The organism is Streptomyces sp. NPDC017095 (assembly GCF_044332325.1).
GTDB lineage: Bacteria > Actinomycetota > Actinomycetes > Streptomycetales > Streptomycetaceae > Streptomyces.
In genome coordinates, this window is record NZ_JBIROU010000013.1 from 159,023 (window position 1) to 172,454 (window position 13,432).

Genomic DNA, 13,432 nt, shown 5'->3' on the forward strand with positions numbered 1-13,432 from the left:
GGCGGGCACCTCGTAGGCTGGTCCCATGACGGAACTGCCCGCGCGGCGTCTGCTGCTGGTGCACGCGCACCCGGACGACGAGTCGATCAACAACGGCGCGACCATGGCCAAGTACGCGGCCGAGGGTGCCCAGGTGACCCTGGTCACCTGCACCCTGGGCGAGCGGGGCGAGGTCATCCCGCCGGAGCTGCGGCACCTCACGGGCCCCGCGCTGGGCGCGCACCGCCGCGGCGAGCTGGGCGCGGCCCTCGGCGCGCTCGGCGTCACGGACGGCCGGCTGCTCGGCGGCGCCGGGCGGTACGGCGACTCCGGGATGACGGGCACGCCCGACAACGACGACCCGGGCTGCTTCTGGCAGGCCGACGTGGACGAGGCCGCCGGCCTCCTCGCCGAGGTGATCCTCGAGGTCCGCCCGCAGGTCCTCGTCACCTACGACGACAACGGCGGCTACGGCCACCCGGACCACGTCCAGGCCCACCGCGTCGCCATGCGCGCGGCCGACCTCGCGGCCGGGCGGGGCCACCGCATCGCCAAGGTCTACTGGAACCGCGTACCGCGCTCCGTCGCCGAGACCGCCTTCGCCCGCCTCCGGGACGAGCTGGCCGCACTGCCGTTCGACCGCAGCGCGACCGTGGCCGACCTGCCGGGCGTGGTCGACGACGAGCGGATCACCACCGCGATCGACGGCAGCGCGCACGCCGCCGCCAAGGCCGCCGCGATGCGCGCCCACGCCACCCAGATCCAGGTGGCCGAGCCCTGCTTCGCGCTCTCCAACGACCTCGCCCAGCCGCTGCTGACCACCGAGTACTACGAGTTGGTGCGCGGAGCGGGACAGCGCGGCGAGACCGACCTGTTCGCCGGCGTCGAGGAGGCGTCGTGAGCGGCGGCGGACCGGGCTCGCTGCTCGCGCAGCCGCTGCGCCCGCCCTCCGCCGGCCGCAGCGCCGCCCTGGCCGGCCTGCTGCTGCTCGGCGCGGCCGTGGGCCTGGCCGGAAGCCTGGTGCAGGCCGCCTGGTTCCCCGGCGGGCTGCTGCTCGCCCTCGCGGGCACCGCCGGGCTGTTCCTCGGCGGGGCGTACGCCACCCGCAGCCGCGGCGGGGCACTCGCGCCGGCGGCGGGCTGGGTCGTCGCCGTCATCCTGCTCACCACCACCCGGCCGGAAGGCGACTTCCTGTTCGGCGCGGGCGGCGGGTCCTATCTCTTCCTGCTCGGCGGCATGGTCCTGGCTGTGATCTGCGCCACCGTCGGTGCCGGACGGCAACCCGGCGGCGGCCCCGCCCGACTTGGCAAGTGACGTACCACTTCGCCGCGCGGCGCACGTGCGAGTCCGGTGGGGGTTTCCCCGGCGGTCATGGGATACGCGCAAGAGGCGGACAGTATGGTGGTGCGCGCCGCCGAGCCGCCCGAGCAGTCAGGTCGTAAGGGCGGCGGAGCCAACCGGGAGAACCTGCCTTGAGTCGTGAAACTGACACTCCGTCCTCCGGGCCCAACGGGCGCGGCGGAGCCGCATACCCCTCCGGCACCCCGCCGTACGGGACCCCCTTGGCTCCCGGTGACGGTACGGGCGCGGGCCGTTCGGGCACGCGTCCGGAGGAGAAGAAGACCGAGACCACGCTGACGACCCGGATCCGGATCAACATCCCCGGGTCCCGGCCCATCCCGCCGGTCGTCGTGCGCAAGCCCGTCGGGGACGGCGAGGGCGCCGACGAGGAGACGCCCGCCGCCCAGCCGCGGCCCGCGGCCGACCGGACGCCCGCCGCCGAGGCCCCGGCCGAGTCCGGCGCCCCGGCGGACGAGAAGACCAGCGACTGGTTCGCGCCCCGCAAGTCCGGTGCCCCGAAGGGCACTCCGGGCGCCGGCGGCACGAACGGCGCGGGCCTGCCCGGCGGTTCCGCCCCCGCCGCCGGCCCGTCCGGCGCGGCGGCCCCCCGCAAGGGTGGTCCGGGTGCGTCCGGCGCGGCCGGTTCCGCCGGCGCGCGCCCCGGCGGTGTGGTCGGCGCCATGAGCGTGCCGGGCGGCTCCCGTCCGGGCGGGACGAACGGCAGAGGCCTGCCTGGTGCCACCGGCGGCCCCGTCGCCCCGGGGCACGGCGGCGGCACCGGCTCCTTCGACGTGACCGAGGCGCTGACCGCGGGCCCGCTGGGCGGCGGCTCCCGCCCCGGCGCCCCCGGCCCCGGCGAGCCCCGCCGCGACGAGCTGCCGTACTTCTCGGAGAACGGCGGCGGCCAGGACGGCTTCGGCAGCGGTCCGGCGGCCGGGAACGGGCACGACGGTTTCGGGTCCGGTCCGGCGGCCGGGAACGGGCACGACGGTTTCGGGTCCGGTCCGGCGGCCGGGAACGGCCAGGACGGTTTCGGGTCCGGTCCGGCGGCTGCGAACGGCCAGGACGGCTTCGGCGGCGGCCAGGACGGCTTCGGCACCGGTGGTCCGGCGGCCGGAAACGGCCACGACGGCTACGGCGGTGCCCCGGGCGGTGTCCACGGGCACGGCGGCGCCAGCGGCTTCAACGGACCCGGCGGGCCCGGCCCCACCGGCGGCCCGCAGGGCCCGGCCGGTCCCACCGGCGGCCCGGTCACCGGCGACGGCACCCTCGTCCCGCCCGCCCCCGGACACGGCGGCCCCGGCGAGCCCTTCGACGGGCCCCCGGCCGCCGGTTTCGCCGGACCGGGCACCCCGCCCGCGCGCAGCGCCCTGACCGGCCTCGACGGACCCGGCGCCGGCGACCGCGGCCCGGGCGCCGGGTTCAGCGACGACACCGCGATCCTCACCCCGCAGAAGCCGGCCCCCGAGCCGGGCGCGCCCGGCTACCGCTCGCCGTCCGCCGGCAACGTCTCCGGGCACACCGTCACCAGCGGCATCCCGGTCGTCCCCGACGCGGGCGCGGCCCCGTTCGGCGGCCCCGGCGACGGCCCGGCCGCGGCCACGCCCCGGCCCGAGCCGGCCGCCGCGGCCAAGCCGGCGCCGAAGGCGGCGGCCAAGCCGGCGAAGAAGAAGGGCCGCAGCAAGCTGATGCTGCTCGTGGCCGGCCTGATCGTCGTCGCGGGCGGTGCCTACGGCGCCGGCCTGCTGATGAACCACACCGACGTGCCCAAGGGCACCACCGTGCTCGGTGTCGACGTCGGCGGCGGCACCCGCGACGACGCCGTCGAGAAACTGGACGCGGTCTTCGGCAAGCGCGTGAACAAGCCGCTGAAGCTGGCCGTCGGCGACAAGACGGTCACCCTCACCCCGGAGAACGCGGGCCTGCAGTTCGACTACCAGGCCACGGCCAGCGCGGCCGCGAAGAGCGACTACAACCCGGTCCACGTCATCGGCTCGCTCTTCGGGCAGAAGCGCGTGGTCGAGCCGGTCATGCCGGTGGACGAGGAGAAGCTCCAGGCCGCGCTCCAGCAGGCCGGCGGCGGCACGGGCACGGCCTCGGCCGGCGACGGCACCATCGAGTTCACCTCCGGCAAGGCGGTCCCCGTCTACGGCAAGGCGGGCAGGTCCGTCGACGCCGCCCGCTCCGGCCGGGCGGTCGAGCAGGCGTACCGGACGCTGGTGGAGACCGGCGGCGCGGCCCCGGTCGCCGTGCCCACCACGACCCGGCAGCCGACGGTGCCGAACGCCGAGGTCGACCGGATGATGAAGGAGTTCGCGCGGCCCGCGATGTCGGGCCGGGTGGTCGTCCAGACGGACCCCGCCCACTCCGTGCCGATGAGCCCGCAGAACTCGCTGTGGAAGTTCCTCCGGGTCACCGCCGTCGACGGCAAGCTGGTCGACAAGCCCGACCTGAACGCCCTCAAGCAGCTGTACGGCCAGACCTTCGACGGCGTGCTGATCACCCGGGGCAACGGCAAGAAGACGGCCGTCACCCCCGAGGACGTCTACGCCGCCCTGCGCCCGGCGCTGATGAGCACGACGAACCGGGTCGCGGTCATCGACACCAACCCGAGCTAGCCGCGCCAGCCGCCGTCGGGGGGCGCTCCCGGCCGGGAGCGCCCCCCGCGCCGTACCCGTCACCCGGTCCGCATGACATCTGTCATCCGCCGGTCAGGACCCCCGGCACTGTCCGGGACCCGGGCCGTACCGCGAGCATGGACGCCATGACGACGACAGCGGCACCGGCCACCACCACCCCGGTGGTCGGGTTCGACCAGGTGACCAGGACATACGGGAACGTACGGGCCGTCGACGGCCTCTCGCTGCGGCTGTACCCGGGCGAGACCGTCGCCCTGCTCGGCCCGAACGGCGCCGGCAAGTCCACCACCCTGGACCTCCTGCTCGGCCTGAAGTACCCCGACAGCGGCTCGGTCAGCCTGTTCGGCACCGGCCCGCGCGAGGCCATCACGGCCGGCCGGGTCGGGGCCATGCTCCAGAGCGGCGGCCTGATGGACGGGGTCACGGTCGCCGAACTGGTGCGGCTGGCCTGCTCCCTGCACCCGCGGCCGTACCCGGTGTCCGAGGTGCTGGCGCGCGCGGGCATCGACCAGATCGCCGACCGCAAGGTCGACAAGCTCTCCGGCGGCCAGGCCCAGCGGGTCCGGTTCGCCCTCGCCACCGCCGGCGACAGCGACCTGATCGTCCTGGACGAGCCGACCACCGGCATGGACGTCTCCGCCCGCCAGGCGTTCTGGGCCACCATGCGCGAACAGGCCGACCAGGGCCGTACGGTCCTGTTCGCCACCCACTACCTGGAAGAGGCCGACGCCATCGCCGACCGGGTCCTGGTGCTGCACCGGGGCCGGCTCTTCGCCGACGGCACCGCCGCCGAGATCAAGGCCCGGGCGGGCGCCCGCCGCATCTCCTTCGACCTGGCCGGCCCGATCGACGAGAGCGCCCTGCGCGCCCTGCCGTTCCTCACCGCGCTCGACGTCTCGGGCCACACCGTCCGCATCCAGTCCGCCGACGCCGACGCCACCGTGCACGCCCTGTACGGCCTCGGCCTGTACCCCCGCAATCTCGAAGTCGCCGGGCTCGGCCTGGAGCAGGCGTTCGTCGCCATCACCGCCGCCGAGGAGGCGAAGCAGCAGTGAACAGCCTGATCAAGCTGGAGATCACCCGCACCCTGCGCAACCGCAAGTTCCTGTTCTTCTCCGTGCTCTATCCGGCGGGCCTGTTCCTGCTGATCGCGGGCGGCGCCGACAGCCGTACCGAGATCGACGGGACCGGGCTGACCCTGCCGGCCTACATGATGGTCTCCATGGCCTCCTTCGGCGCCCTGACCGCCGTCCTCATGGGCAACAGCGAGCGCATCGCCAAGGAGCGCGAGAGCGGCTGGGTGCGGCAGCTTCGGCTGACCACGCTGCCCGGACGCGGCTACGTCCTCGCCAAGACCGCCGGCGCGGCCGTGGTCAGCCTGCCGTCCATCGTGGTCGTGTTCCTGGTCGCCGCAGCGGTCAAGGACGTACGCCTCGACGCCTGGCAGTGGTGCGCGCTGAGCGGTGCCATCTGGGCCGGCAGCCTGGTCTTCGCCGCGCTCGGCGTCGCCCTCGGCTACCTCGCCAGCGGTGACGCGGTCCGCCCCATCACCATGATCATCTACTTCGGCCTGTCCATGCTGGGCGGCCTGTGGATGCCGACCGCCACCTTCCCGGGCTGGCTCCAGGACATCGCCGAGTGGCTGCCCACCCACGCGTACGCTTCCCTGGGGCGGGCCATCGAACAGAGCCGGGCCCCGCAGGCCCAGGACATCGCCGTGCTCGTCGTCTCCTTCGTCCTCTTCGCGGGCGGCGCGGCCTGGCTGTACCGGAAGGACACGCTGAAGGCGTGAGCGCGACGACGGAAGGCCGGCAGGCGGCGCCCCGGCACACCCCCGTGGGCTGGCCGCCCGCCAACCGCCGCGACCTGCTGGTCAAGACACTGTGGATCACGGTCTGGCTGGTCTTCCTCAGCTCACCGGTCGAGGACCTGGTGCACGGCGGCCACTCCGCCCGCGCCACCGCGGCGGGCGCCTGCGGCCTCGCCGTCTTCGTCGGGGCCTATCTGACGCTGGTCTTCCGCAACATCGGCCGGCCGTTCTCCCGGCGCGTCGTGCTCGGCCTCGGCGGTGTCCTCGGCGTGCTCGCGCCCGTCCTGGCCTCCACCCTGGGCGCCGCCTGGCTGGGCCTCTTCGTCTACCTGGCGGTCGCCTGGGGCGCCACCTTGCCGCTGCGCGCCGCCTACTGGGCCATCCCGGCCTCCGCGGTGGTGATGTACCTGATCGGGCTGCACTCGAACGAGAAGGAGGCGCGCGGCCTGGTCGTCCTCGTCCTGCTCATCGGGTTCGCGATGACCGGCGTGGGCCAGCTCGTGCGCACCACCATCGAGCTGCGCAAGGCCCGGGCCACCGTCGCCCAGCTCGCCGCCAACGAGGAACGCCTGCGCCTCGCCCGCGACCTGCACGACCTGCTCGGCCACTCGCTGTCGCTGATCACGCTGAAGAGCGAACTGGCCGGCCGGATGCTGCCCGGCCACCCGGACCAGGCGGCCCGGCAGGTCGCCGACATCGAACAGGTCAGCCGGCAGGCCCTGGTGGACGTCCGGGAGGCCGTCACCGGCTACCGGCGGCCCCGGCTCGCCGCCGAACTCGCCGGCGCCCAGGTCGCCCTGACCGCCGCCGGAGTCGTCGCCGAGGTACCCGCCGAACCCGGCCTCGCCGGTGTCCCGGAGGAGGCCGAGTCCGCCCTCGCCTGGGCGCTGCGCGAGGCGGTCACCAACGTGGTCCGGCACAGCGGCGCCGACCGCTGTGCCGTACGGCTGCGGCGCCACGAGTCGCTGGACGGGCCGGTGCTCGAACTGTGCGTCGAGGACAACGGCAGCGGCGGCTCCGGCAAGGGTCCCGGCAACGGGCTGACCGGTCTGGCCGAGCGGCTGGAGAAGGCCGGCGGCACCCTGGTGGCGGGCCGGGACCGGCACGGGTTCCGGCTGGTCGCCCGCGTGCCCCTCGCCTCCGCGGCCGACATAGGATCCGGGGCATGACGAGCCCGATCAAGGTCCTGCTTGCGGAGGACCAGTCGATGGTCCGCGAGGCGCTGGCCGCGCTGCTCGGCCTGGAGGCGGACATCGAGGTCGTCGCCCAGGTCGCGCGCGGCGACGAGGTGCTCGCCGCCGTCGGCGCGCACGGCGTGGACGTGGCACTGCTCGACATCGAGATGCCCGGCTGCACCGGCATCGAGGCCGCGGCCCTGGTGCGCCGGGCGCATCCGCGGGTCAAGCTGGTCGTGCTCACCACCTTCGGCCGGCCCGGCTACCTGCGCAGCGCCATGGAGGCGGGCGCCGACGCCTTCCTGGTCAAGGACGCCCCGGCCGCGCAGCTCGCGGCGGCGATCCGCACGGTGCTGGCCGGCGAGCGGGTCATCGACCCGACCCTGGCCGCCGCCGCGCTCGCCGATGGCGCGAACCCGCTCACCGAGCGGGAACGCGAGGTGCTGCGCGCGGCGGCCGACGGCTCCACCAACGCCGAACTGGCCCGGGCCCTGCACCTGTCCCAGGGCACCGTCCGCAACTACCTGTCGACGGCCATCCAGAAACTGGCGGCACGCAACAGGGCGGAGGCGGTGCTCATCGCCCGGGAGAAGGGCTGGCTGTGACCGCGGGGGCCGACCGCACACAGCGCCGGCTGTGACCGCCGGGGCCTGTCCGCGTCCGGCGTCGGCTGCGCCCGCCGGGGCCCGCCCGCCTCCGGCGTCGGCTGTGACCACCGGAGCCGCCCGCACCCGGCCCCCGCCCTACCGCCCCCGGTGTCGGCTGCGCCCGCCGAGGCCTGCCCGCAGACGGCGCTGGCTGCGCCCGCCGGGGCCTGCCCGCACCCGGCGCTGGCTGCGCCCGCCGGAGCCCGCCCGCATCCGCCCCCGCCCTACCGCCCGCGGACGCACGTCAGTTGAGCTTGGACCGTGCCGTGCCCGCCTCCTGCCGTACCTTGCGCGCCGCCGACTCGTCCACCACCTCGATCAGTCCGGCGTAGTGCTCCAGTTCCTCGGCGCCCGCCACGAACTCGCCGCGCTGCACGAGCAGTTGCCCACGCTCATAGCGCAGCCGCGCCGGATGGGACGGGATGAGCAGAGCCAGCTCCACCGCCCGCAGCGCGATGTCCGACCGCTCGGGCCGGGCCGCGGCCCACGCCCGGATGTTGTTCAGCACCCGCTGCACGACCTCCAGCGGCGGCGCCTCCTCCAGCATCGAGGGATCCGGCGGCGCGCCCGTGGCGCCCACCACCAGCAGCTCGGCGTCCGTCCCGGTCAGCACCCGGCCGCCGTCGAACGGGTCGGCCAGCACCCGCTCGGCCGCCGCGCCGAACCCGACCACGAAGTGGCCCGGCAGCGCCACCCCGTACACCGGGGCCCCGGCCCGGCGTGCGACCTCCAGCCACACCACCGACAGCAGGATCGGCAGTCCGCGCCGCCGGCCGAGCACCTCGTGCAGCAGGGAGGACTCCAGCCGCTGGTAGTCGCCCGGCGTGCCGCGGAAGCCGTAGCGCTCGCCGAGCAGCCGGCGCAGGGCCTGGGCCCACGCGTGCGGGCCGCCCGGCCGGTACGGCAGCTCGCCCGCCAGCCGGTCCAGCTCCGCCTGCGCGGCGTCCAGACCGGCCTCGTCCAGCGAGCCGTCCGTCTCGGCGCCGATCAGCAGGCACAGCGCCGACAGGTCCGGCTGCCCGGTCCGGGCCTCCTCGGCGAACCGCCGCCGCAACTCGGCGGAGCGCGCGGGCGGCGGCGGGTACGGCGGCGGCAGATAAGGGTGAGGCATGGCAGCATCCTGCCCTTCCACGACGGTGCTACGGACGTCCGGGGCCGGAGGGCGTGAGCGGCTCCAGCGGTTCCCGGTAATGGTGGTAGGCGTGGTGCGGTACGAAACCGAGCGCGCGGTAGAGCGCCCGGGCCCCGGCGTTGTCCTCCTCCACCTGGAGCCAGGCCGCCGAGGCGCCCTCGTCCAGCGCGCGCCGGGCCAGCGCGGCCATCACCTCGGTGGCCAGCCCCTGCCGGCGCCGGGCCGGATCGACCTCGACGGCGGCGAAGCCGGCCCACCGCCCGTCCACGGCACACCGGCCGATCGCGGCCGGGGGCTCGCCTTCCGCGGGGCCGGGCACGGCGGCGAACCACACCGACGGTCCGCTGCCGAGCACCCGCAGGACCGTCTCGTCCGGCCCCGTGCGCCGGTACCGGGCGAGCCACGCCTCGTCCACGCTCCGGGACAGCACGACGCCCGCGCCCTCCGCCCGGTCCGCGACCGGCGCCAGCGCGCCGGTCCACAGCCCGGCGGTCACCTCCCGCACCCAGCCGCGCCGCTCCAGCTCCGCGCACAGCGGCTCCTGCGTGCCCTCGGCACCGGTCGCGGCCTGCACGTAGGCGGGCAGCCCGCGCTCGCCGTACCAGCGCCGTACCGCTTCCAGGGCCGCGTCGAGCGGCAGCCCGGGATCGCCGAGCGCCAGCACGCTGTTGGCCCGCCGGGTGAACCCGGCGGCGGCCCGCAGCTCCCACTCGCCCAGCCGTTCGCTCTCCACCGGCCGCCAGGCCCGCGCGGTGACGCGCGCCAGTTCCGGATAGGAAGCGGCGACTCCGCCGCGCCGCGCCGGTGCGGCGGGTACGACTTTCCCCGCGACCAGTGCGGATTGTGGGATCCTCACACTTTCGCCGTCCCGCCGTGTGATCATGAGCACGCCGCCGTCCCAGGAGGTGAGAACGCCCACCGTGTCAGTGAACTTCTCCGGTCCGGCACCGGGTTCGCCCAACCGCCGTACGGAGACCCGTTTCCCCACGTCATCCGGGGTAATTCGGACCTCCAGGCGTCCAGCCGCCGAGATTTCCACTGGTCAGTTCACCCCTCCTGTTCGGATCATGCTCCGGAACGGAGATACTAGGGGCGGGCATCGACGACGCCGCGCTCCCGCGCGCCAGGCGGCGGGGCCTGAGGAGGCCCGCCAGCGCCCTATCGAGGAGGAACGACAGCGTGACCTACGTCATCGCGCAGCCTTGTGTCGACGTCAAGGACAAGGCGTGCATCGAGGAGTGCCCGGTCGACTGCATCTACGAGGGCCAGCGGTCCTTGTACATCCACCCGGACGAATGCGTCGACTGTGGTGCCTGTGAGCCGGTCTGCCCGGTCGAGGCGATCTTCTACGAGGACGACGTCCCGGAGGAGTGGAAGGACTACTACAAGGCGAACGTCGAGTTCTTCGACGAGCTGGGCTCGCCCGGCGGCGCCAGCAAGCTGGGGCTGATCGAGCGGGACCACCCCTTCGTCGCCGCGCTGCCGCCGCAGGGCGAGTGACCGTCTGAGCGCCAAGCGGCCGCAACAGCGCCGCCTCGGTCCCGTACGGCCCGATCACCCGATCGGCGCCGTACGGGACCCAGGCGTGTGCCGCACCGTACGAAAGTGAGCCACTGACCGTGTCCGCAGTCTCCGACCGCCTGCCCGAGTTCCCCTGGGACAAGCTGGAGCCGTACAAGAAGACGGCCGCCTCCCACCCGGACGGCATCGTCGACCTCTCCGTCGGCACCCCGGTCGACCCGGTGCCCGAGCTGATCCGCACGGCCCTGGCCGACGCGGCCGACTCGCCGGGCTACCCGACCGTCTGGGGCACGCCCGCCCTGCGCGACGCGATCACGGGCTGGCTGGAGCGCCGGCTGGGCGCCCGCGGGGTCACCCACCGGCACGTCCTGCCGGTCGTCGGCTCCAAGGAGCTGGTGGCCTGGCTGCCGACCCAGCTCGGCCTCGGCCCCGGCGACAAGGTCGCCTACCCGCGCCTGGCCTACCCCACCTACGAGGTCGGCGCCCGCCTCGCCCGCGCCGACTACGAGGTCTACGACGACCCGCGCGAGCTGGACCCGTCCCGGCTGCGGCTGCTGTGGCTGAACTCGCCGTCCAACCCCACGGGCAAGGTGCTCACCCGGCGGGAGCTGACCGACATCGTCGCCTGGGCCCGCTCCCACGGCGTCCTGGTCGTCTCCGACGAGTGCTACCTGGAGCTGGGCTGGGAGGCCGACCCGGTCTCGGTCCTGCACCCGGACGTCAACGGCGGCTCCTATGACGGCGTGGTCGCCGTCCACTCCCTCTCCAAGCGCTCCAACCTCGCGGGCTACCGCGCGGCCTTCGTCGCCGGCGACCCGGAGGTCCTCGGCCCGCTGCTCCAGATCCGCAAGCACGGCGGCATGATGACCTCCGCGCCGACCCAGGCCGCGGTGGTGGCCGCGCTCGGCGACGACGGCCACGTCCAGGAGCAGCGCGCGCGCTACGCGGCCCGCCGCGAGGCCCTGCGAACGGCACTCCTCGCGCACGGCTTCCGCATCGAGCACAGCGAGGCCAGCCTCTACCTCTGGGCCACCCGCGACGAGTCCTGCTGGACCACGGTCGCCCACCTGGCCGACCGGGGCATCCTGGTGGCCCCGGGCGACTTCTACGGCGCGGATGGCGCCCGGCACGTCCGCGTGGCGTTCACCGCCACCGACGAACGCGTCCGGGCCGCGGTCGCCCGTCTGACGGCGTAGCCGCCCGGCCGGTGGCGGCAAAGCCGACGGGGCCCGGGAAACCCCCGGACCCCGTCGTCACCGAGCCGGCTGCTAGCCGAGCGGCAGTCCCTTCGTCGGGAGGGAGGAGGTCGGCAGACCGCCCTTCGTGAGCGCGTCCGTCGGCAGCCCGCCCTTCGTCGCGGTGGCGGCCGTCTCCCCGAGGACACCCCCCGCGGTCCCGGCCACGTCCCCGGCGGCCTTCTGCGCGGCCGGCGCCGTCTTCTTCACGGCACCGCCGCCGGTCTTGCCCGCGGCCGGCACCGCCTGCTCGACCGCCTTGCCGCCCGCCTGACCGGCGAGCGAGGTGACGTTGCGCGCGGCGCCGTCGACGGTGTTGCCGACGTGCGCGCCGTCCAGCGCGGTCAGGCCGCCCAGGTTCGGGGTGGCCGCCGGCAGGTTCGTGGCCGCACCGGCGGAGCCGGCCGCACCGACCCCGGCAGCCGCTCCCGCTGCGACAAGCAGCGCGGCACGGGCGATCCGGCGGGTCAGAGGGAGGGACATGATGCTCCATTCGACGGAAGAGAACGGTGTCGGTGCCCGGGCCCGTATCCGGCCCGGACGCCGTGACTACCGCTCGAAGCCCGCGAAGGTTGCGGACAGCCCGGGTAAAGAATGGATAACGCATCGCATTATCGGGTGTGGATAAAAACGGGCAAACGAGGTCCGCGCGGAAACCGCGCAGAATCCTTCCGGCCCTTGATTCCCAAGGACTCCCGCACCCGGTGCGCCGGCCGGCCCGGCCACCGGTCCGCCCGGCCCCGCGCCACCCGGCGGAGGGAACCGCCGTACTGCTGTCCGACCTGCTGCCCGCCTTGCTTACCGGCCTACTGCCCGACCACGATCCGGACCGCCCCCACGGACTTCTCCGCGCCGCCGGCCCCCGCCGGGGCGACGGTCCGCCACGTGTCCGAGCCGTCGCCCGCGGCCCACTCCCGCCCCGCGTACGCCACCCGCTCGATGTGCAGCGCCGAGGAGTGCGCGACCGCCCACTGCGCGAGCTGCCAGCCCCGCGTGCGCTCGTCGCGGCCGGCCGCGTCCCGCTTCCCGCCCTCGGACACCGGAACCGTCACCGTCCGCCCGTGCGCGGTCGCGGTCACGCTCGGCGAGGGGGACGGCGACGGCACGGGCGCACCGCCCACCACCGCGCCGGTCTCCTGGAGCGCGTCCCGCCCGAAGTCCCGTACCAGCGCGGCCCGCACCGCGGCCGGACCGGTCGCCGAGACCGTGCGCTCCGGGCGCCCGTCGCAGGTCAGCGCGGCCGCCGCCCGACCGGTCAGGGCCGCGGCGAGCAGCGTGGCGTCCGGCTCGTGCTTGGCGTACGCCTCCGGGTAACCGCTGCGCTGCACCCGCTGCGCGGCCACCGTCAGCGGCAGCTCGGCGTAGCCGGGCACCTCGGCCAGGTGCGCGTAGAAGATGCCCGCCGCGTACGCCGGGTCCATGATCTGCCGTTTCGTGCCCCAGCCCTGGGAGGGCCGCTGCTGGAACAGGCCGAGCGAGTCGCGGTCGCCGTGGGCGATGTTGCGCAGCCCGGACTCCTGGAGGGCGGTCGCCAGCGCGATCGTCACGGCCCGCTGCGGCATCCCGCGCCCGGTGCCGACGGCGGCGATCGTGGCCGCGTTCGCCGCCTGCTCGGGCGTGAACTCGTACGCGGCCCCGTCACCGGCGGCCGGGGCCACTCTGCAGCCGCGCGCTCCGCCGGTGACGTACTGCACCACGAGGTACGCGGCGACACCGCACAGGACCAACAGGGCCGCGGTGTAACGGAAGAGGCGACCGCGGCGCTTGGGACGGGTGGGGGACGGCTCTGGCACGCGTACAAGGTACTGGAGCCCCGCCCCGCCCTCACGGGCGGTGCGCACCGCAGGTCGGAACCGGTGCCGGGGGGTGCCGCGCCAGGGTCTTTCGTTCGGATCAGGCCGGATCAGGGAGCGGTGCCAGACCCTGCGAGCCCGGCGTGATCCGAACGAGAGG

The 13,432-nt window shown here is 75.2% G+C and carries 13 protein-coding genes; 9 read left to right on the forward strand and 4 right to left on the reverse strand.

All coding sequences use genetic code 11. The features are described from left to right. Window positions 1-25 precede the first annotated feature (25 nt). From mshB to ACH4OA_RS25330, 7 genes are all read left to right on the forward strand, one after another. A complete protein-coding gene (gene mshB / locus ACH4OA_RS25300) occupies window positions 26-880 on the forward strand; it encodes an N-acetyl-1-D-myo-inositol-2-amino-2-deoxy-alpha-D-glucopyranoside deacetylase (protein ID WP_397940332.1) in 855 nt (284 codons plus the stop codon). Continuing rightward, a complete protein-coding gene (locus ACH4OA_RS25305; protein ID WP_365878084.1) occupies window positions 877-1,293 on the forward strand; it encodes a DUF6113 family protein in 417 nt (138 codons plus the stop codon). Before mshB ends, ACH4OA_RS25305 begins: the two co-directional genes overlap by 4 nt. A 158-nt stretch (window positions 1,294-1,451) precedes the next feature. Continuing rightward, window positions 1,452-3,938, forward strand: coding sequence for a hypothetical protein (locus ACH4OA_RS25310; protein ID WP_397971079.1), 2,487 nt, complete (start codon window positions 1,452-1,454; stop codon window positions 3,936-3,938). A gap of 146 nt (window positions 3,939-4,084) precedes the next feature. Further along, window positions 4,085-5,014: an ABC transporter ATP-binding protein gene (locus ACH4OA_RS25315; RefSeq protein WP_397971082.1), complete on the forward strand. Its 930-nt coding sequence runs from the start codon at window positions 4,085-4,087 to the stop codon at window positions 5,012-5,014. Further along, a complete protein-coding gene (locus ACH4OA_RS25320; RefSeq protein ID WP_397940328.1) occupies window positions 5,011-5,751 on the forward strand; it encodes an ABC transporter permease in 741 nt (246 codons plus the stop codon). The genes ACH4OA_RS25315 and ACH4OA_RS25320 overlap by 4 nt, the downstream gene beginning before the upstream one ends. Then, on the forward strand, window positions 5,748-6,938 hold the full coding sequence (locus ACH4OA_RS25325) for a sensor histidine kinase (protein ID WP_397940326.1): 1,191 nt from the start codon (window positions 5,748-5,750) through the stop codon (window positions 6,936-6,938). The genes ACH4OA_RS25320 and ACH4OA_RS25325 overlap by 4 nt, the downstream gene beginning before the upstream one ends. Then, complete coding sequence (locus ACH4OA_RS25330) at window positions 6,935-7,549, forward strand: response regulator transcription factor (protein ID WP_365882093.1); 615 nt, start codon at window positions 6,935-6,937, stop codon at window positions 7,547-7,549. Before ACH4OA_RS25325 ends, ACH4OA_RS25330 begins: the two co-directional genes overlap by 4 nt. Window positions 7,550-7,835: 286 nt before the next feature. Here the strand turns inward: ACH4OA_RS25330 and ACH4OA_RS25335 are convergent, their stop codons facing one another. Together ACH4OA_RS25335 and ACH4OA_RS25340 are read right to left on the reverse strand one after the other, a co-directional pair. Further along, entirely contained in the window at window positions 7,836-8,702 is an 867-nt protein-coding gene (locus ACH4OA_RS25335; protein WP_397949085.1) for a tetratricopeptide repeat protein, read from the reverse strand. 28 nt (window positions 8,703-8,730) lie between these two features. After that, window positions 8,731-9,762: a GNAT family N-acetyltransferase gene (locus ACH4OA_RS25340; protein ID WP_397971084.1), complete on the reverse strand. Its 1,032-nt coding sequence runs from the start codon at window positions 9,760-9,762 to the stop codon at window positions 8,731-8,733. 140 nt (window positions 9,763-9,902) lie between these two features. Here ACH4OA_RS25340 and fdxA point away from each other — a divergent pair, with 140 nt between their 5' ends. Both fdxA and ACH4OA_RS25350 read left to right on the forward strand, forming a co-directional pair. Continuing rightward, window positions 9,903-10,223, forward strand: coding sequence for a ferredoxin (gene fdxA / locus ACH4OA_RS25345; RefSeq protein ID WP_014674796.1), 321 nt, complete (start codon window positions 9,903-9,905; stop codon window positions 10,221-10,223). Between the two features lie 119 nt (window positions 10,224-10,342). After that, entirely contained in the window at window positions 10,343-11,440 is a 1,098-nt protein-coding gene (locus ACH4OA_RS25350; RefSeq protein ID WP_397949088.1) for a bifunctional succinyldiaminopimelate transaminase/glutamate-prephenate aminotransferase, read from the forward strand. Window positions 11,441-11,512: 72 nt separating this feature from the next. Here the strand turns inward: ACH4OA_RS25350 and ACH4OA_RS25355 are convergent, their stop codons facing one another. Next, window positions 11,513-11,962, reverse strand: a complete 450-nt coding sequence (locus tag ACH4OA_RS25355) for an ATP-binding protein (RefSeq protein ID WP_365882101.1) — start codon at window positions 11,960-11,962, stop codon at window positions 11,513-11,515. 323 nt (window positions 11,963-12,285) lie between these two features. Continuing rightward, window positions 12,286-13,272: a heavy metal transporter gene (locus ACH4OA_RS25360; protein ID WP_397940319.1), complete on the reverse strand. Its 987-nt coding sequence runs from the start codon at window positions 13,270-13,272 to the stop codon at window positions 12,286-12,288. Between the last annotated feature and the right edge of the window lie 160 nt (window positions 13,273-13,432).